The 18087-nt window shown below is 61.0% G+C and carries 15 protein-coding genes; 8 read left to right on the forward strand and 7 right to left on the reverse strand.

All coding sequences use genetic code 11. The features are described 5' to 3' along the window. The first annotated feature begins 12 nt into the window (after positions 1 to 12). From potA to ACJ8IJ_RS19350, 5 genes are all read left to right on the forward strand, one after another. The gene (gene potA, locus ACJ8IJ_RS19330; RefSeq protein ID WP_004941151.1) at positions 13 to 1128 is read left to right on the forward strand and encodes a spermidine/putrescine ABC transporter ATP-binding protein PotA; all 1116 of its coding nucleotides are present in this window, start codon (positions 13 to 15) and stop codon (positions 1126 to 1128) included. Continuing rightward, a complete protein-coding gene (gene potB / locus ACJ8IJ_RS19335; RefSeq protein WP_004941149.1) occupies positions 1112 to 1972 on the forward strand; it encodes a spermidine/putrescine ABC transporter permease PotB in 861 nt (286 codons plus the stop codon). Before potA ends, potB begins: the two co-directional genes overlap by 17 nt. Further along, on the forward strand, positions 1969 to 2751 hold the full coding sequence (gene potC / locus ACJ8IJ_RS19340; protein ID WP_075684741.1) for a spermidine/putrescine ABC transporter permease PotC: 783 nt from the start codon (positions 1969 to 1971) through the stop codon (positions 2749 to 2751). The genes potB and potC overlap by 4 nt, the downstream gene beginning before the upstream one ends. A gap of 219 nt (positions 2752 to 2970) precedes the next feature. Then, positions 2971 to 4530, forward strand: coding sequence for a PTS transporter subunit EIIC (locus ACJ8IJ_RS19345; RefSeq protein ID WP_171403484.1), 1560 nt, complete (start codon positions 2971 to 2973; stop codon positions 4528 to 4530). Between the two features lie 24 nt (positions 4531 to 4554). Then, positions 4555 to 5940 carry a family 4 glycosyl hydrolase gene (locus tag ACJ8IJ_RS19350; RefSeq protein WP_442518468.1) on the forward strand — a complete coding sequence of 462 codons (1386 nt, stop codon included), beginning with the start codon at positions 4555 to 4557 and terminating at the stop codon, positions 5938 to 5940. Between the two features lie 12 nt (positions 5941 to 5952). Here ACJ8IJ_RS19350 and ACJ8IJ_RS19355 read toward each other — a convergent pair whose 3' ends face one another. Beyond that, positions 5953 to 6663, reverse strand: a complete 711-nt coding sequence (locus ACJ8IJ_RS19355) for a MurR/RpiR family transcriptional regulator (protein WP_004941137.1) — start codon at positions 6661 to 6663, stop codon at positions 5953 to 5955. Between ACJ8IJ_RS19355 and ACJ8IJ_RS19360 the strand changes: the two genes are divergently transcribed. Together ACJ8IJ_RS19360 and potD are read left to right on the forward strand one after the other, a co-directional pair. Next, positions 6653 to 6970, forward strand: a complete 318-nt coding sequence (locus ACJ8IJ_RS19360) for a hypothetical protein (RefSeq protein WP_131164325.1) — start codon at positions 6653 to 6655, stop codon at positions 6968 to 6970. The genes ACJ8IJ_RS19355 and ACJ8IJ_RS19360 overlap by 11 nt on opposite strands. Further along, on the forward strand, positions 6900 to 7943 hold the full coding sequence (gene potD, locus ACJ8IJ_RS19365) for a spermidine/putrescine ABC transporter substrate-binding protein PotD (protein ID WP_015377584.1): 1044 nt from the start codon (positions 6900 to 6902) through the stop codon (positions 7941 to 7943). Before ACJ8IJ_RS19360 ends, potD begins: the two co-directional genes overlap by 71 nt. A 45-nt stretch (positions 7944 to 7988) precedes the next feature. Here the strand turns inward: potD and cobB are convergent, their stop codons facing one another. The 5 genes from cobB to lolC all read right to left on the reverse strand — a co-directional run bounded on the left by cobB (position 7989) and on the right by lolC (position 13034). Further along, positions 7989 to 8825, reverse strand: coding sequence for a Sir2 family NAD+-dependent deacetylase (gene cobB, locus ACJ8IJ_RS19370; RefSeq protein ID WP_004941131.1), 837 nt, complete (start codon positions 8823 to 8825; stop codon positions 7989 to 7991). 91 nt (positions 8826 to 8916) lie between these two features. After that, entirely contained in the window at positions 8917 to 9834 is a 918-nt protein-coding gene (nagK, locus tag ACJ8IJ_RS19375; RefSeq protein ID WP_004941127.1) for an N-acetylglucosamine kinase, read from the reverse strand. 53 nt (positions 9835 to 9887) lie between these two features. Beyond that, the gene (lolE, locus tag ACJ8IJ_RS19380) at positions 9888 to 11135 is read right to left on the reverse strand and encodes a lipoprotein-releasing ABC transporter permease subunit LolE (RefSeq protein WP_015377581.1); all 1248 of its coding nucleotides are present in this window, start codon (positions 11133 to 11135) and stop codon (positions 9888 to 9890) included. Next, the gene (gene lolD, locus ACJ8IJ_RS19385; RefSeq protein WP_004941120.1) at positions 11135 to 11839 is read right to left on the reverse strand and encodes a lipoprotein-releasing ABC transporter ATP-binding protein LolD; all 705 of its coding nucleotides are present in this window, start codon (positions 11837 to 11839) and stop codon (positions 11135 to 11137) included. The genes lolE and lolD overlap by 1 nt, the downstream gene beginning before the upstream one ends. Beyond that, complete coding sequence (gene lolC, locus ACJ8IJ_RS19390; protein ID WP_004941116.1) at positions 11832 to 13034, reverse strand: lipoprotein-releasing ABC transporter permease subunit LolC; 1203 nt, start codon at positions 13032 to 13034, stop codon at positions 11832 to 11834. The genes lolD and lolC overlap by 8 nt, the downstream gene beginning before the upstream one ends. A 309-nt stretch (positions 13035 to 13343) precedes the next feature. Here lolC and mfd point away from each other — a divergent pair, with 309 nt between their 5' ends. Next, positions 13344 to 16817, forward strand: coding sequence for a transcription-repair coupling factor (gene mfd, locus ACJ8IJ_RS19395; RefSeq protein WP_131164326.1), 3474 nt, complete (start codon positions 13344 to 13346; stop codon positions 16815 to 16817). Positions 16818 to 16849: 32 nt separating this feature from the next. Here mfd and ACJ8IJ_RS19400 read toward each other — a convergent pair whose 3' ends face one another. After that, positions 16850 to 17950 carry a GGDEF domain-containing protein gene (locus ACJ8IJ_RS19400; protein WP_004941095.1) on the reverse strand — a complete coding sequence of 367 codons (1101 nt, stop codon included), beginning with the start codon at positions 17948 to 17950 and terminating at the stop codon, positions 16850 to 16852. Positions 17951 to 18087 lie beyond the last annotated feature (137 nt).

Below are 18087 nucleotides of genomic sequence, written 5' to 3' on the forward strand. Positions count from 1 at the left end.
GTAATACGATAAATGACTGAGACATCCTCTCCGACTCCCCTTGTTGAACTGCATGCCCTGAGCAAAGCGTTCGATGGCAAAACCATCATTGCCGATCTGGATCTGACGATTAATCACGGCGAATTCCTCACCATTCTCGGCCCCTCCGGCTGTGGCAAAACCACGGTGCTGCGCCTGATCGCCGGTCTGGAAGACGCCGATGTGGGCCGCATCGTGCTCGACGGCCAGGACATCACCGCCATTCCGGCCGAACATCGCCACGTCAACACCGTGTTTCAAAGCTACGCTCTGTTTCCGCACATGTCGGTGTTCGACAACGTCGCCTTCGGCCTGCGCATGCAAAAGGTGCCGGCGGCGGAACTGACGCCGCGCGTCGAAGAGGCGCTGCGCATGGTGCAGCTGGACGACTTTGCCAAGCGGCGGCCGGGCCAGCTCTCCGGCGGCCAACAGCAGCGCGTGGCCATCGCCCGCGCGGTGGTCAACAAGCCGAAGGTGCTGCTGCTGGACGAATCGCTGTCGGCGCTGGACTACAAGCTGCGCAAGCAGATGCAGAACGAACTGAAAGCGCTGCAGCGCAAACTGGGCATCACCTTCGTGTTCGTCACCCACGATCAGGAAGAAGCGCTCACCATGTCGGATCGCATCGTGGTGATGCGCGAAGGCCGCATTGAGCAGGACGGCACGCCGCGTGAGATCTACGAAGAGCCGAAGAACCTGTTCGTCGCCAGCTTCATCGGCGAGATCAACATCTTCGACGCGGTGGTCCTGCAACGCCTCGATCCGCAGCGGGTGCGCGCCAACGTAGAAGGCCGCGAGTGCGACATCTACGCCGATCTGCCGGTAGAGCCGGGCCAAAAGCTGAAGGTGCTGCTGCGCCCGGAGGATCTGCGGGTGGAAGAAGTGAACGACAGCGCGCAGCACGACGGGCTGATCGGCTACGTGCGCGAGCGCAACTACAAAGGCATGACGCTGGAATCGGTGGTCGAGCTGGAGAGCGGCAAAACGGTGATGGTCAGCGAGTTCTTCAACGAAGACGATCCGGACGTCGATCACTCGCTCAATCAGAAGATGGCGGTAACCTGGGTTGAAAGCTGGGAGGTGGTGCTGGCCGATGAAGAAATCGCGTAAAGTCTTCCAGAATGTGGTGATCGTCGGCGTCGTCGCCTGGCTGCTGCTGTTCGTGTTCATGCCGAACCTGATGATCATCGGCGCCAGCTTCCTGACCCGCGACGACGCCAACCTGGTGCAGATGGTGTTCACGCTGGACAACTACCGGCGCTTGTTCGATCCGTTGTACGCCCAGGTGCTGCTGCACTCGCTGAACATGGCGCTGATCGCCACCCTGTGCTGCCTGGCGATCGGCTATCCGTTCGCCTTTATCCTGGCGCGGTTGCCGCAGAAAGTGCGGCCGCTGCTGCTGTTTCTGCTGATCGTGCCCTTCTGGACCAACTCGCTGATCCGCATCTACGGCCTGAAGCTGTTTCTCAGCACCCGCGGCTATCTCAACGACGCGCTGCTGTGGATCGGCGTCATCGACAAGCCGCTGCGCATCATGTACACCTCGGAAGCGGTCGTCCTCGGCCTGGTGTATATCCTGTTGCCGTTTATGGTGATGCCGCTCTACTCCAGCATCGAAAAGCTCGATAAGTCCTGCCTGGAGGCGGCGCGCGACCTCGGCGCCAGCAAGCTGCAAACCTTTATCCGCATCATCGTGCCGCTGACCATGCCGGGCATTATCGCCGGCTGCCTGCTGGTGGTGCTGCCGGCGATGGGGCTGTTCTTCGTCGCCGATCTGATGGGCGGCGCCAAAAACCTGCTGATCGGCAACGTGATTAAAAGCCAGTTCCTCAATATCCGCGACTGGCCGTTCGGCGCGGCCACCAGCATCTGCCTGACGCTGGTGATGGGGCTGTTGCTGCTGGTTTATTACCGGGCCGCACGCCTGCTGAACAAGAAGGAGGATCTGGCATGATCGGACGTCTGCTGCGCGGCGGCTTTATGACGCTGGTATACGCCTATCTGTATATCCCGATCGTCATCCTGATCGTCAACTCCTTCAACGCCTCGCGCTTCGGTATCAGTTGGCAAGGGTTTACCACCAAGTGGTACAGCACCCTGCTGAATAACGACAGCCTGCTGCAGGCCGCGGGCCACTCGCTGACCATGGCGGTGCTCTCCGCCACCTTCGCCACGCTGATCGGCTCGCTGACCGCGGTGGCGCTGTACCGCTACCGCTTCCGCGGCAAGCCGTTTGTCGGCGGCATGCTGTTCGTAGTGATGATGTCGCCGGACATCGTGATGGCCATCTCGCTGCTGGTGCTGTTCATGCTGCTGGGCATTTCGCTCGGCTTCTGGTCGTTGCTGTTCTCGCACATCACCTTCTGCCTGCCGTTCGTGGTGGTGACCGTCTACGCGCGCCTGAAAGGCTTCGACGTGAAGATGCTGGAAGCCGCGCGCGATCTCGGCGCAAGCGAGTTCACCATCCTGCGCAAAATCATCCTGCCGCTGGCGATGCCGGCGGTGGCGGCCGGTTGGCTGCTGAGCTTCACCCTGTCGATGGACGACGTGGTGGTCTCCTCCTTCGTCACCGGGCCGAGCTACGAGATTTTGCCGCTGAAGATCTACTCGATGGTGAAAGTCGGCGTCTCACCGGAGGTCAACGCGCTGGCCACCATTTTGCTGCTGCTGTCGCTGGTGCTGGTGATCGCCAGCCAGTGGGTGATGCGCGATCGCTCGCCCAAGGCCGAGTAACCCTTCCCGCCGGGCGCTGCGGCGCCCGGTTGTGATCCCCTTCACAACCGGCACCGGTTGTCACTCCCTGACCATCGGTGCCTATTTCCGCCCCGCCGATTGCAGCGGCGAAAACTTCCCCCTATAACTGAACTCAGGCAAGGTGCCTTATTTTTTTCTCGCTTCCAGGGAGTTTATTCAGCAACGTCGTCATCCATTAAAATATAAAAAGGAACTGCCATGAAAGGTATTATCGATAATATCTTAAGCAAGCTGCAGCTTTTCTCCAAAGCCATGATGGGGCCGATATTTTTCCTGCCGGTAATCGGTCTGATCCTGGCGCTCAGTTCTATTCTCACCAATGCCACATTAATCAATGAACATTCCGCCGTCTTCTCTATCGGTAAAATGATCGGCGATACCTTCTGGCCATTATTCGGCAACCTCGGGCTGATTTTCTGCATCGGCATTACCTACGGCCTGGCCAAAGACAAGAAAAGCGAAGCGGCGCTGGTCGCCGTGATGTGCTTTATCATGTTCCTCGGCGCCAACGCCTCTTATCTGCAATTCAGCGGCCATGTCGCGGCCAAGATCAACGGCGAATATTACGGCACCGGGCAGACGGAGTTGCTGGGTTTTACCGTGGTGGATATGGGCATTTTCCTCGGTCTTATCCTCGGCGTCACCATCGCCTGGGTGCATAACCGCCTGTGCAACGTCGAACTCAACGGCGTGTTCTCGGTCTACGGCGGCGCCAAGCTGGTGCTGATTGCCATGACGCCGATCATCATGCTGTACGCCGTCGCCTTCAGCTACCTGTGGCCGGCGATCTCACAGGGCCTGATCGCGCTGACCGGCTTTATGAAAAGCGCCGGCTCGCTCGGGGTATTCGTCTACGGCTTCTTTGAGAAATTCCTGATCCCCACCGGGCTGCACCACTTTATCTGGTCGCCGTTCCAGCTCACCAGCATCGGCGGTTCGATCGTGCAGGACGGCCAGACCGTCTCCGGTTCGCAGGCGATTTTCCTGGCCTATATGCGCGACCCGAGCATCTCGCCGCTGATGAACGAGGCGCTGCGCTTCTCGCAGCAAGGGATGGTGACCATCTTCGGCCTGTCGGGCGCGGCATTGGCTTTCTATCACACCGCCAAGCCGGAAAAGAAAATGCTGGCCAAGGCGATTCTAATCCCGGCCATCACCACCTCGATCCTGGTCGGCATCACCGAGCCGATAGAGTTCACCTTCCTGTTTATCTCTCCGCTGCTGTGGGTGATCCATGCCGTGTTGACCGCGCTGTCGCAGGTGGCCTGCAACCTGTTGCAGGTACGCCCCTGGGGCGCCAGCGGGCTGGTCGAGTTCCTGGCCTATAACCTGCCGCTGCCGGTTTCCCTCACCCGCTGGCCGCTGTACGTGGTCATCGGCCTGGTGCAGTTTGCGGTGTATTACCTGGTGTTCAAAACGCTGGTGCTGAAGCTCAATCTGAAGACGCCGGGTCGTGAAGATGATCAGGACGTCAGACTCTATTCCAAACAGGATTACCGGAACCGCAAAAATACCCCGGACGAGCCGAGCGGCATCATTATTCGCGCGCTGGGCGGCAAGGAAAACATTATTTCCGTCGATAACTGTTTTACCCGACTGCGGGTGGAATTAAAGGATATGACGCGGGTGGATGAAGCCGCGTTAAAAAGCACCGGCGCCAAAGGCGTAGTGAAGAATCGCCGTGAAGTGCAGGTAATTTACGGCGTCACGGTCGGCAAGGTCAAAAATCAGGTAGAAAAATATTTAGCGACACTCTAACGCTTTATTAATGGGAGATATCGAATGAAATTAACCGTTCTCGGCGGCGGCGGCGTGCGTTCCCCGTTCCTCGCCAAATCCATCGCCTATAACGCCCATCGCATCGGCATTACCGAAGTGGTGTTTATGGATACCGATGAGCGCCATCTGGCGATCTATGGCGCCCTCGCGCGGGGCGTATTCCAGCGCATTCGCAGCGACATTGCTTTCAGCCTCAGCAGCGATCCGCGCCAGGCGCTGCAAGGCGCCGACTACATCATCACTACCCTGCGCATCGGCGGCGAGGAAGGCCGCATCCATGACGAGCGCATCGCGCTCAATCACCAGTTGCTCGGGCAAGAAACTACCGGCGCCGGCGGCTTCGCCATGGCAATGCGTTCGATTCCGGCGATCCTCGACTATTGCCGCCTGATCGAACAGGTTTCCTCACCGGACGCGGTCCTGTTCAACTTCACCAATCCTTCCGGCATGGTGACCGAGGCGATCATCAAATCCGGCTTCCAGCGCCGGGTCTACGGCATCTGCGACGCCCCCAGCGAGTTTATCCGCGAACTGGCCGAGCTGCTGGGCTGCCGCGAAGACCAACTGAGCGTCGACTGCTTCGGCCTCAACCATCTTTCCTGGTTCCGCAATGCGCGCGTCAACGGCGAACCGGTCACGGAGCGGTTGCTGGCGGATCCGCGCCTGTATCGTGATACCTGCATGAAATACTTCTCGCCGGAGTTGGTGGCGCTGTCGGACAATTTGATGCTCAACGAGTATCTCTATTATTACTACTATCGTGAGCAGGCGATCGCCGCCATCGTCGCGGGCGGCGAGACCCGCGGCGAACAAATCGCGGCGATCAACCGCCAAATGCTGTCAGAGTTAGGCGTGCTGGACATCCCCCACCAGTTGGAACACGCCTTCTCTGTCTATTTCAGCCATTATCTGCAGCGCGAAAACTCCTACATGCAGCGCGAGTCCAACCAGGGCAAGGTGAAAACGCGCGAGATGCTGACGCTACAACAGTTTATCGAGCAGCCGGACAGCGGCGGCTATGCCGGGGTGGCGATCGACATTCTGGAGGCGGTCAACAGCGGCCGGCAAAAACGCGTGGTGGTGTCGATGCAAAACCGCGACACGCTCGATTTTCTGCACCCGGATGACGTGATCGAAATCAGCTGCGAATTGAGCAGCGCCGGCATTCAGCCAGTCAAAATGCGCGATATTCCCGACACCCAGAAAAACCTGATTTCGCAGGTGAAAGAGTACGAACGGCTGGCGGTGGCGGCGATCCTGACCGGCAACCGCCAACTGGCCATCAAGGCGCTGATGGTGCACCCGCTGGTCAACTCCTACTCGCTGGCGAAAACGCTGGTGGAGGAGTACCTGCAGGCCCACCGCGCGTATGCCGGGCACTGGCGCTAAACGGTGCGGCCGTCAGCGGCCGCGACGTTCAAACCAGGCGGTGATCACATTCTCGAATCCCAACAGACAGTGGCCGAAAAACGGGTTGGGATAGTAGATATCGTGATCGTATTTTTGCCGGTCCTCAAACAGAAAGGTCATGTCGGCCTGCTGCGCCAGCGGGCTGCCGCCGTCGCCGCAGAAGGCCGCCAGCAGAATGCGGTTACGCTTCACCGCCTCGCTCCAGCTCAGCGCCGAGCCGCTGTTGCCCGACTTTGAAATCACGATCACCATGTCGAAGCGAAAGCGCGTCTCACGGTCAAGAATGTCGAAATCCGGCCACAGCGACAGATAACTGTCTACACCCAGCGTCATAAACTTGTTGTACATATATTGAGCCACCAGCTGCGAAAAACCGCTGCCGTGGATCAGGATCTTGCCGTTGTCTAGCAGATCGAGAAACTGCGCCTGCTGGGCCGGCGGTGCCGCCGACGTAGCGCGTTCCGCCTGGTAAGCCGGCGCCATCGTCAGGTTGAACTTGATGAAATAGACCAGTTCGAGATAGCCGCGAAAGCCCAGCTTTTTAGCCAGCCGCACCAGCGTCGAGGGGGAACTGTAGCAGCGTGCGGACACCGCACGGATGCCGTCGTCGATGCAGGCGTCCGGGTTGTCGAGAATGCAGTGCAAAATCGTCAGATCCGTCTTGCTGAGCTCAGCCTGGCTGAAGACCTGTTTGAAATTCATCGCTGCCCTCGTTTATTCGCCAAAATTATTGTTTCGCACGCGCTTCACCGCCTGTCCAGCGCGAGACACACAAATTGTGATGCGCTTTAAGGCGCTGAACCCCTTGATTTGCCAGCGGGATAACCGCCTTTACCCACCCCGCCCCGCCCCCTATAATGGCCCCTTTCTGGGGTATGGCGCGGCCGAAAACGGCAGCCCATACGGGTTCGGCTCACTACTGCTGAAGGATACGCTGCATGAAAAAGTGGTCACATCTGCTCGCAGCCGGGATGATGGCGCTGAGTTTCTGCTCTGCAAACGCCTCTGACGGCAAAACGCTGTACTTCTATAACTGGACTGAATACGTCCCGCCGGGGCTGCTGGAGCAGTTCACCAAAGAAACCGGCATCAAGGTGATCTATTCCACCTATGAATCCAACGAAAGCATGTACGCCAAGCTGAAGACCTACAAGGACGGCGCGTACGATCTGGTGGTGCCTTCCACCTACTTCATCGCCAAGATGAGCAAGGAAGGCATGCTGCAAAAAATCGACAAGAGCAAGCTCAGCCACTTCAAGGATCTCGATCCCACCCTGCTGAACAAGCCGTTCGATCCCAACAACGACTATTCCATTCCTTACATCTGGGGCGCTACCGCCATCGGCGTCAACAGCGACGCGCAGGATCCGTCCACCGTCACCTCCTGGGCCGATCTGTGGCAACCGCAGTACAAAGGCCGCCTGCTGCTGACCGACGACGCGCGTGAAGTGTTCCAGATGGCGCTGCTCAAGCTGGGTTATTCCGGCAACACCACTGACCCGAAAGAGATCGAAGCCGCCTACCACGAACTGCAGAAATTGATGCCGAACGTGCTGGCCTTCAACTCCGACAACCCGGGAAACCCGTTTATGGAAGGGGAAGTCAACGTCGGCATGGTGTGGAACGGCTCGGCCTTTGTGGCGCGCCAGGCCGGCACGCCGCTGGAGATCGTCTGGCCGAAGGAAGGCGGGATCTTCTGGATGGACAGCCTGGCCATTCCGGCCAACGCGCGCAACGTCGAAGGGGCGCTGAAGCTGATCGATTTCCTGCTGCGGCCGGAAATCGCGGTGCAGGTGGCGGAGACCATCGGTTACCCGACGCCGAACCTGGCGGCGAAGAAGCTGCTGTCGCCGGAGATCGCCAACGACAAGTCGCTCTACCCGGATAAGGCGGTGATTGAGCACGGCGAGTGGCAAAACGACGTCGGCGACGCCAGCACGCTGTACGAAAGCTACTTCCAAAAGCTGAAAGCCGGGCGCTAATACGCCCGCCATCCCATCAGGGCGCATTGCGCCCTGATGCCTTTCTCAGGGCTGGTCGGCCCGCGCCACCTTGCCCACCAGGAACTTGTGCACAAAACGCGGCACCACTTCGCTGGCCAGACCGTAGTGTTTCTCATCGAACTGGCTCTCTACCTGGCTCGGTTCCAGGTTCAGCTCCATGGCGTAAGCGCCGCCCAGCCGCGCCTCATGCACGAAGCCGGCCGCCGGATAGACATGGCCGGAGGTGCCGATGGCGACGAAGAAATCGGCCTTGCTCAGCGCCTGGTAGATGTCGTCCATGCCCAGCGGCATCTCACCGAACCACACCACGTGCGGCCGCAGCGGCGCCGGGAACTGGCAGCAATGGCAACGATCGTCAACGCTGAGATCGCCGGGCCATTCGAACACCTGCCCCGACTGGGTGCAACGCACCTTCAGCAGTTCGCCGTGCATGTGCAGCACCCGCTTGCTGCCGGCGCGCTCATGCAGGTTATCAATGTTTTGCGTGACCAGCAGGAAGTTGTCCCCCAACCACTCTTCCAAATCCGCCAACGCGCGGTGCGCGGCGTTCGGGGCGATCTCCTCCGTCTGCAGCTGGCGGCGGCGTTCGTTGTAAAACGCCTGCACCAGCGCCGGATCGCGCTGAAAACCTTCCGGCGTGGCGACGTCCTCCACCCGGTGCTCTTCCCACAGCCCATCCGCGGCGCGGAAGGTGCGAATGCCCGACTCGGCCGAAATGCCGGCCCCGGTCAACACCACCACAAACGGCTTTTTCAGCTCGGCCGCCGCCATGGTGTCACGGTGAAAAATGCGTGAACGAAAGCGCTGATGCAGCACATGCTTACTCTTGCGAAACTGACACAGCCGATGGCGAGTGTGCATTAACTCTCTCCTTACTTTTCCCTGTTTACCCTTCTTACTGGACGTTGAGGCGTGGTGGGCTGCCTACATTCACGCCCGGCCTCAACGCCCATTACGTTGGGCGCGCCAAATTGAGGAACGCCGCGCCGCGCACGCCGCCGGCGTCGCCATAGCGCGCCTTCTCGATGCGCGGCAGCCGGGCCACCCGCAACAGGTGCGCCGGCAGCCGCTGCGGCAACGCCTGGTAAATGGCGTCGAAATTCGACAGCCCGCCGCCGATCACCACCAGATGCGGATCCAGCACCGTCAGCAGGTTACCCAGGCAGATCGCCAGCACGTCCATAAAGCGGTCGACGTGAGCCACCGCCTGCGGCTCGCCCGCCTGATAATGCGCAATGATCTCGGTGGCAGGCAAGCGCCGGCCATAGAAATGGGCGTACATCCATTCGAAACCGCGGCCCGATATGTAATTTTCAATGCAACCCTGATGGCCGCACCCGCAGGCAACGCGAGGCACATCACGCCCCAGCACCTCGAGCGCGTCCACCGGCAGGCGCAAATGGCCGAACTCGCCGGCGATATAGTTGCGCCCAGGCACCGTCTTGCCATCGACGATCAGACCGCCGCCCACGCCGGTGCCGAGGATGATGCCCAGCACCGTCGGGTAGCGGCGGAACTCGTCGTCCCAGGCTTCCGACAGCGCAAAGCAGTTGGCATCGTTATCGACGCGCACCTCGCGCCCGATCAGCGCCGCCAGATCGCGCGGCAGCGGCCGCCCCATCGCCGCCGGCACGTTGGCGGTAAACAACGTGCCGTCATCGTCGTTGGGCAGGCCCGGTATGCCGATGCCGACGCTGCCGCGCCGGCCGCAAAACGCATCCGCCTCAAGGGTCAGATCGCACAGCGTGGCCAGCAGTTGCCGGTAGTCTTCACGCGGCGTCGGCACCCGCTTTTGCCAAATGCGCTGCAGGTTGCCGTCGAACACCCCCAGCTCAATCTTGGTGCCGCCCATATCGAAACCGTAGTACATAACCCATCCCCAGGCTAAAAAAACGGGGCGGCATCGCTGCCTCCCCGTCGGTGTTATTGTCCGCTCAGCACCCGCGCCGGATCGATGCGGCTGGCGCGCCTCGCCGGATACCAACTGGCCAACAGGCTCAGCACGATGGCGGTCGCCAGTACGATCAGCACGTCCAGCCAGTGCAGCTCGGAAGGCAGGAAGTCGATGAAGTAGATATCGCCCGACAGGAAGGAATGACCGACCAGTTTCTCGATGCCGCGGATGATGTTGGTCAGCTGCAGCGAGGCGATCACCCCGATCACCACGCCGCTCAGGCTGCCCAGCAGCCCGGCCAACAGCCCGTACCAGATGAAGATGGCGCGAATAAAGCCGTCTTTAGCACCCAGGGTGCGCAGCACGGCGATGTCGGCGCTTTTGTCTTTCACCGCCATCACCAGCGTGGAGACGATATTGAAGCAGGCCACGCCGATCACCAGCACCATCGCCAGATACATGATGGCGCGGATCATCTGGATGTCGCGGTACATGTAGCCGTACTTGCCGATCCAGCTTTTGATGTAGATATAAGAATTGGTCACTTCGCCGGCGTCGCGCACCAGTTTGTTGGCGGCGAACACGTCGTTCATCTTGAGCGCGATACCCGTGACGCTGTCACCCATGTCGAGATACTGCTGCGCGTCGGCCAGCGGCACCAGCGCCAGGCTGTGATCGAGCTGGCCGCTGAGCTGCAAAATGCCGGTCACATGCAGGCGAATGCGCTTCGGCTGCAGCAGCTTCATCTCCGGGTCGCTGTTGGGGATCATCACCGTGACATAGGCGCCCTGCTTGACGCCCAGCGCGTCGGCCACGCCCTTGCCGAGGATCACCTGCTGCTCGCCGGGCTTGAAGTTGGCCCAGGCGTCGCCCTGCACATACTGCGGCAGCGCGCTCAGCCGGCTCTCCTGCTGCGGATCCACGCCTTTGACTTCCACCGCGCGCAGCTGCGCGCCGTTTTCCATCAGGCCGGTAAAGTTAATGTACGGCGCGGCGGCCAAGATACCCGGCACCTTTTCCACCCGCTGCAGAATCGACGGCCAGCCGCTGAACGGCTGATTGACCGGCTCAAGCTCGCCGTGCGGCACCACCGCCAGAATGCGGTTCTTCAGCTCGCGCTCAAAGCCGTTCATCGCGCTCAGCCCGACGATCAGCACCGCCACCCCCAGCGCAATGCCGATGGTGGAGATGACCGAGATCAGCGACACCATGCCGCCGCGTTTACGGCCGCGGCTGAAACGCAGGGCCGTCAGGAAGGACAGTGAGGCTCCCGCCATTACTCGGCCCCCATCAGGGTCAGCTGCGCCTGCAGGTGGCCGTCGGCCATTTCCAGCTGGCGGCTCAGGCGCTTGGCCAGCTGCAGATCGTGCGTCACCACCAGGAAAGCGGTGCCCTGGCGCACGTTCAACTCACCCAGCAGATCGAAGATGCTGTCCGCGGTGCGTTTATCCAGGTTACCGGTCGGTTCGTCCGCCAGCACCAACGCCGGGTTGTTGACCAACGCGCGCGCGATCGCCACGCGCTGACGTTCGCCGCCGGAGAGCTCGGACGGGCGGTGCTTGCTGCGTTTTTCCAGCCCGACCGCCGCCAGCATCTCCCGCGCCTTCTCCTGCGCCTGCGCCGGCTTGGCGCCGCCGATCAAGAGCGGCATGGCGGCGTTTTCCAGTGCGGTGAAGTCCGGCAACAGATGGTGGAACTGATAGATGAAGCCCAGCTGGCGGTTGCGCAGCTCGGCCTTGGCCGCCGAAGACATGGCGTTCAGCGATTCGCCCTTGAAGATCACCTCGCCGGAGGTCGGCGAGTCCAGCCCGCCCAGCAGGTGCAACAGGGTGCTCTTGCCGGAACCCGAGCTGCCGACGATCGCCATCATCTCGCCCTGCTGCATGGCAAAGCTGACGTTGCGCAGCACGTCGGTGTGCAGATTGCCTTCCTGATAGGTCTTGCACAGGTTGTCACACTGCAGCAAAAGATGGTTACTCATAACGTAAAGCCTCAGCGGGTTGTACGGCGGCAGCGCGCCATGAAGGATAGAGCGTGGACAACAGAGAAACCGCCATCGCCACCACGGCGATGATCGTCACCTGCAGCGGATCGACCGCCACCGGCAGCGAAGCGCCGTCGATCAAGGCGCCGAGGATCGGCATCAGATTGTTCAGATTGGTAGCCAGCAGCACGCCGAGCAGCGTGCCGAGCAGCGAACCGATGATGCCGGCGCTGGCGCCCTGCACCATAAATACCGACATGATCTGGCGGCGGGTCAGCCCCTGAGTCTGCAGAATGGCGACTTCGCCCTGCTTCTCCATCACCAGCAGGCCGAGCGAGGTGATGATGTTAAACGCCGCCACCGCCACGATCAGGCTGAGCAGCAGCCCCATCATGTTCTTCTCCATGCGCACCGCCTGGAACAGCTCGCCCTTGCGATCGCGCCAGTCTTTCCAGACGGTGCCCGCCGGCAGCGCCTGTTGGCTGAGGGTATCGACCGTCAGCGGCTGTTGCAGGAACAGGCGCCAGCCGGTGATGTTGCCGGCCGGGTAACGCATCAGGCGCGAAGCGTCCTGTTGGTTGACCAGCAGCTGATAGCCGTCCACCTCGCTGTTGGCGTGGAAGGTGCCGATGAGAGTGAACAGGCGCTGGCTGGGAATGCGGCCCATTGGCGTAAACTGGCTGGCGCTCGGCACCATCACGCGCAGCGAATCGCCGCGCTTGACGCCAAGTTGCCCCGCCAGCTGTTCGCCGATGATGATGTTGTACTGGCCCGGCTGCAGCTGCTGTTGCTTGACGTTGACCAGATACGGGGTCAGCGGATCGGCCTCGTCGGGATTGACGCCGAGCATCACCCCGACCGCCACGCTGCGGGCGCTTTGCAGCACTACGTCACCGGTGGTCAGCGGCGCGACGCGCGTGACGCCCTGCAGCTTCTGCACCTCGGAGGCCGGCAGCTGCTGCGGGTTGACCGATCCTTGCGGACTGGTGACCAACGCCTGCGGCATCAGGCCGAGAATGTTGTTTTCCAGATCCTTTTCGAATCCGTTCATCACCGACAGCACGGTGACCAACGCCATCACCCCCAGCGTAATGCCGATGGTGGAAAGCCAGGAAACAAACCGCCCGAAGCGGTCTGAGGCTCGCCCGCGCATGTAGCGCAGGCCAATGAATAACGCGACAGGTTGATACATGAAATCCGTTTGATAGCCGTGGCTTAAGCAAAGTGATCATGGATAATAAAGGCTCTCCCTCGTTTAGGGAACACCCGACGGCCTTTTATTGCGTGGCGCAGACGAGAGCGGTGGCGGCGGATTAGCGCAAGATTTACCCGTCGCTGCAAAAAATCGACGGCGTTAACCGGTTAAATAACCGGCAAAAAAGCGATGGACAGCGCTTTTTGCTGTGTCAGTTTGCCGGCCGCTGGGCTACTATAAACAGCATAAAAGCGCTGGGTTATCCGTGCCGGGACGCCCTCTAACACATTGATTAAAGATACCTGAATGAGCACTTCCGATAGCCGTAACCGTTCTTCATCCCCTCGTTATTCTCTGCCCGATCGCGCGGGCGATCTGCGCCAGCTGGGGCAACTGACCGGCGCGGCCTGCGCCGTGGAGTGCGCCGAGATCGTCGAGCGCCACCCTGGCCCGGTGATGCTGATCGCGCCGGATATGCAAAACGCCCTGCGGCTGCGCGACGAGATCCAGCAGTTCACCGATCAGATGGTGACCACACTGTCCGACTGGGAAACCCTGCCGTACGACAGCTTCTCGCCGCATCAGGAAATCATCTCGGATCGTTTGTCGAGCCTGTATCACCTGCCGACCATGGCGCGCGGCGTGATCATTCTGCCGGTCAACACCCTGATGCAGCGCGTCTGCCCGCACGAATTCCTGCACGGCCACGCGCTGGTGATGAAGAAAGGCCAGCGCCTGTCGCGCGATAAGCTGCGCGCGCAGCTGGAACAGGCCGGTTACCGCAGTGTCGATCAGGTGATGGAGCATGGCGAATTCGCCACCCGCGGCGCATTGCTCGATCTTTATCCGATGGGCAGCGATGAGCCTTACCGCATCGACTTCTTCGATGACGAAATCGACAGCCTGCGCATCTTCGACGTCGATACCCAGCGCACGCTGAGCGAAGTCGAGGCCATCAATCTGTTGCCGGCCCATGAGTTTCCCACCGACAAGAACGCCATCGAGCTGTTCCGCAGCCAGTGGCGCGAGCAGTTTGAGGTGCGTCGCGACGCCGAGCACATCTATCAGCAGGTCAGCAAAAGCGCCTGGCCCGCCGGTATCGAATACTGGCAGCCGCTGTTCTTCAGCCAGCCGCTGCCGTCGCTGTTCAGCTACCTGCCGGCCAATACGCTGATCGTCAATACCGGCGATCTGGAGGGCGCCGCCGAGCGCTTCTGGCAGGACGTCAACCAGCGTTACGAAAGCCGCCGCGTCGATCCGATGCGCCCGCTGCTGGCGCCGGATACGCTGTGGCTGCGCGTTGACGCGCTGTTCGGCGAGCTGAAAGCCTGGCCTCGCATCGCGCTGAAAACTGATGAGCTGCCGGCCAAGGCCGGCAATACCAATCTGGATTACCATGCCCTGCCCGATCTGGCGGTGCAGGCGCAGCATAAATCCCCGCTGGATAATCTGCGGCGCTTTATCGAAGGCTTCGACGGCAGCGTGATTTTCTCCGTCGAGAGCGAGGGGCGGCGTGAAACGCTGCAGGATCTGCTCGGCCGCATCAAGCTGGCGCCGGCGCTGATCCAGCGTCTCGATCAGGCGGAAACCGCGGGCCGTTACATGATGGTCGGCGCCGCCGAACACGGTTTCCTCGACGGCCTGCGCCAGCGTGCACTGATCTGCGAAAGCGATCTGCTCGGCGAACGCGTCAGCCGCCGCCGGCAGGACAACCGGCGCACCATCAACACCGATACCCTGATCCGCAACCTGGCGGAGCTGCATCCCGGCCAGCCGGTGGTGCACCTGGAGCACGGCGTTGGCCGCTATGTCGGCCTGACCACGCTGGAAGCCGGCGGCATCAAGGCTGAATACCTGATCCTCTCCTACGCCGGTGAGGACAAGCTGTACGTACCGGTGTCTTCGCTGCATCTGATCAGCCGCTACGCCGGCGGCGCGGATGAAAACGCTCCGTTGCACAAACTGGGCGGCGACGCCTGGACGCGCGCGCGGCAAAAAGCGGCCGAACGGGTGCGCGACGTCGCGGCCGAGCTGCTGGATATCTACGCCCAGCGCGCCGCCAAGGCCGGTTTCGCCTTCAAGCATAACCGCGAGCAGTACCAGCTGTTCTGCCAGACCTTCCCGTTCGAAACCACGCCGGACCAGGAACAGGCGATAAACGCGGTGCTGAGCGACATGTGCCAGCCACTGGCGATGGACCGCCTGGTGTGCGGCGACGTCGGCTTCGGCAAAACCGAAGTGGCGATGCGCGCCGCCTTCCTGGCGGTGGAAAACGGCAAGCAGGTGGCGGTGCTGGTGCCGACCACCCTGCTGGCGCAGCAGCACTTCGACAACTTCCGCGATCGCTTCGCCACCTGGCCGATCCGCATCGAGATGATGTCGCGCTTCCGCAGCGCCAAAGAGCAGCAGCAGGTGCTGGACGACGCGGCCGATGGCAAAGTGGACATCATCATCGGCACGCACAAACTGCTGCAGAGCGATCTGCGCTGGAAGGATTTGGGGCTGCTGATCGTCGATGAAGAACACCGCTTTGGCGTGCGCCACAAGGAACGCATCAAAGCGATGCGCGCCGACGTCGATATCCTGACGCTGACCGCCACGCCGATCCCGCGTACGCTGAACATGGCGATGAGCGGCATGCGCGATCTGTCGATCATCGCCACTCCGCCGGCGCGCCGGCTGGCGGTGAAGACCTTCGTGCGCGAATACGACAGTCTGGTGGTGCGCGAGGCGATCCTGCGCGAAGTGCTGCGCGGCGGCCAGGTTTACTACCTCTACAACGACGTGGAAAACATCGAGAAAGCGGCGCAACGCCTGGCTGAGCTGGTGCCGGAGGCGCGCATCGCCATCGGTCACGGTCAGATGCGCGAACGCGATCTGGAACGGGTGATGAACGATTTCCACCACCAGCGCTTCAACGTGCTGGTGTGCACGACCATCATCGAAACCGGCATCGATATCCCCAGCGCCAACACCATCATCATCGAGCGGGCCGATCGCTTCGGCCTGGCGCAGCTGCACCAACTGCGCGGCCGCGTCGGGCGTTCGCACCATCAGGCTTACGCCTATCTGTTGACGCCAAACCCGAAAGCCATGGGCACCGACGCTCATAAACGGCTCGAGGCCATCGCGTCGCTGGAAGATCTCGGTGCCGGTTTCGCGCTGGCGACTCACGATCTGGAGATCCGCGGCGCCGGCGAACTGCTGGGCGAAGACCAGAGCGGCCAGATGACCACCGTCGGCTTCTCGCTCTATATGGAGCTGCTGGAAAGCGCCGTCGACGCGTTGAAAAACGGCCGCGAACCGTCGCTGGAAGATCTCACCAGCAACCAGACCGAGGTAGAGTTGCGCATGCCGGCGCTGCTGCCGGAAGATTTCATTCCCGACGTCAATACCCGCCTGTCGCTGTATAAGCGTATCGCCAGCGCGAAGAACGACGGTGAGCTTGACGAGCTGAAGGTCGAGCTGATCGACCGCTTCGGTCAACTGCCGGATGCGGCGCGCAATCTGTTGCAGTGCGCGGCGCTACGCCTGCACGCGCAGAAACTGGGGATCAAACGCATCGAGAGCAACGAGCGCGGCGGCTTTATCGAGTTCGGCGACAACAACCGCGTCGATCCGGGTTATCTGATCGGCCTGTTGCAGGGCAATCCGCAGGTTTACCGCCTGGACGGCCCGAGCAAGCTGAAGTTCACGCTCGATCTGGCCGATCGCCAAAAACGCCTGGCGTTCACCGAAGAGCTGCTGAACGCCTTCCGCGAACACACGCTGGCGGTCTGAGCCAATGCCCCCGCCGTGACGGCGGGGGCGGCTTATTCGCGCGGGAATCCGGCGCCCAGCGGCGCCAGCTGCATCACGCGGCTGGTCACCACACGGTTTTTGCCGCTGCGCTTCGCCTCATACAAGGCCTCGTCGGTCATGGCGATCGCCTTGTCCAGCGTCATGCCCGGCAGATACAGCGACACGCCGATCGACAGCGTGATGTGCGCTTCGTCGTGCGCATTCAGCAAGAACGTCGAGCTTTCAACCGCGCTGCGAATGCGCTCCGCCACCCCGCCGATGACCTGCGGATCGTAGCTGGCGGTGATCACCATAAACTCCTCGCCACCGTAGCGCCCGACGAAGTCCTCATTGCGCACGCTGTTTTGCAGCAGCCGGCCGACGCTGGCCAGCAGCACGTCACCGGCCGGATGGCCGTAGGTATCGTTGATGCTTTTGAAGTTATCCAAATCGAGGATCATCAGCCCGCACGGGCGGCGCTCGGCACGCTGCAGCATCAGCTGATAATCGACGCTGGCGCGGTTGTTGATGTGGGTCAGGCTGTCGGTGGTGGCGCGCGCGCGCATCGCGAAATAGGCGTAGATATGGCGCTCTTTGAAATTCAGCGCATGATAGCAAATCGCCAGACAGAGCGCGGAAACCGCCTGGTACAGCAACACATCCGGCCACAGCCCGCTCATGTCCACCAGCAGCCACACCACCGCGATGCGATACAGCGCGATGATGCCGATCGTCAGGTAAAACGTCTGGTGGGATTTTTTCAGCCACACGCGCGACAACAGCAGCGGCGCGACGATCGAGGCGATGAACAGGTTATCGACGGTGAAACCGCCGGTCAGCATCATGGCGAACAGAAAACTCACCAGCCCGCTGACGCCGCCGCCGAAGAACGTCACCAATATCATCGGGATCATCGCAAAGCTGTAATGCACCTTATCGGTCAGCTCCAGCCGATCCTGGCTCAAATACAGCACCGCCACCCCGGCCAGCAGGCCGAAAACAACGCGCTTCCACAGTGCGGATTGATAAGAAAAAGGGGCATTCTTGCTGAGAAGGAAATAGCTTATCGACAGCGTGGCGTAGGTGATGCAGGCGTCGCTGTAAAGGGTAGAAATGGACGCAATGTAAGTCATAAATAGTCAGCGCGCTCCTCGGGATCGCCAGGGGGTAATGTGCAGACGTTGAATAACGCATCCCTGTCGTCTCCGCTTCGGCGGTGGCCATTTTACACAGTCTATTAATAGAGTAGCAGTTCTATCTTATCGCCAAG

The organism is Serratia sp. CY40230 (assembly GCF_052168835.1).
Taxonomy (GTDB): Bacteria; Pseudomonadota; Gammaproteobacteria; order Enterobacterales; family Enterobacteriaceae; genus Serratia; species Serratia nematodiphila.

Bases quoted from the DNA above. Each gene is read 5' to 3' on its own strand.
- lolE (WP_015377581.1), bottom strand. From the start codon at position 11,135: ATGGCGGGAGCCTCACTGTCCTTCCTGACGGCCCTGCGTTTCAGCCGC.
- ACJ8IJ_RS19350 (WP_442518468.1), top strand. From the start codon at position 4,555: ATGAAATTAACCGTTCTCGGCGGCGGCGGCGTGCGTTCCCCGTTCCTC.
- potA (WP_004941151.1), top strand. From the start codon at position 13: ATGACTGAGACATCCTCTCCGACTCCCCTTGTTGAACTGCATGCCCTG.
- cobB (WP_004941131.1), bottom strand. From the start codon at position 8,825: ATGCACACTCGCCATCGGCTGTGTCAGTTTCGCAAGAGTAAGCATGTG.
- lolD (WP_004941120.1), bottom strand. From the start codon at position 11,839: ATGAGTAACCATCTTTTGCTGCAGTGTGACAACCTGTGCAAGACCTAT.
- lolC (WP_004941116.1), bottom strand. From the start codon at position 13,034: ATGTATCAACCTGTCGCGTTATTCATTGGCCTGCGCTACATGCGCGGG.
- potB (WP_004941149.1), top strand. From the start codon at position 1,112: ATGAAGAAATCGCGTAAAGTCTTCCAGAATGTGGTGATCGTCGGCGTC.
- ACJ8IJ_RS19400 (WP_004941095.1), bottom strand. From the start codon at position 17,950: ATGACTTACATTGCGTCCATTTCTACCCTTTACAGCGACGCCTGCATC.
- ACJ8IJ_RS19355 (WP_004941137.1), bottom strand. From the start codon at position 6,663: ATGAATTTCAAACAGGTCTTCAGCCAGGCTGAGCTCAGCAAGACGGAT.
- mfd (WP_131164326.1), top strand. From the start codon at position 13,344: ATGAGCACTTCCGATAGCCGTAACCGTTCTTCATCCCCTCGTTATTCT.
- ACJ8IJ_RS19345 (WP_171403484.1), top strand. From the start codon at position 2,971: ATGAAAGGTATTATCGATAATATCTTAAGCAAGCTGCAGCTTTTCTCC.
- potC (WP_075684741.1), top strand. From the start codon at position 1,969: ATGATCGGACGTCTGCTGCGCGGCGGCTTTATGACGCTGGTATACGCC.
- potD (WP_015377584.1), top strand. From the start codon at position 6,900: ATGAAAAAGTGGTCACATCTGCTCGCAGCCGGGATGATGGCGCTGAGT.
- nagK (WP_004941127.1), bottom strand. From the start codon at position 9,834: ATGTACTACGGTTTCGATATGGGCGGCACCAAGATTGAGCTGGGGGTG.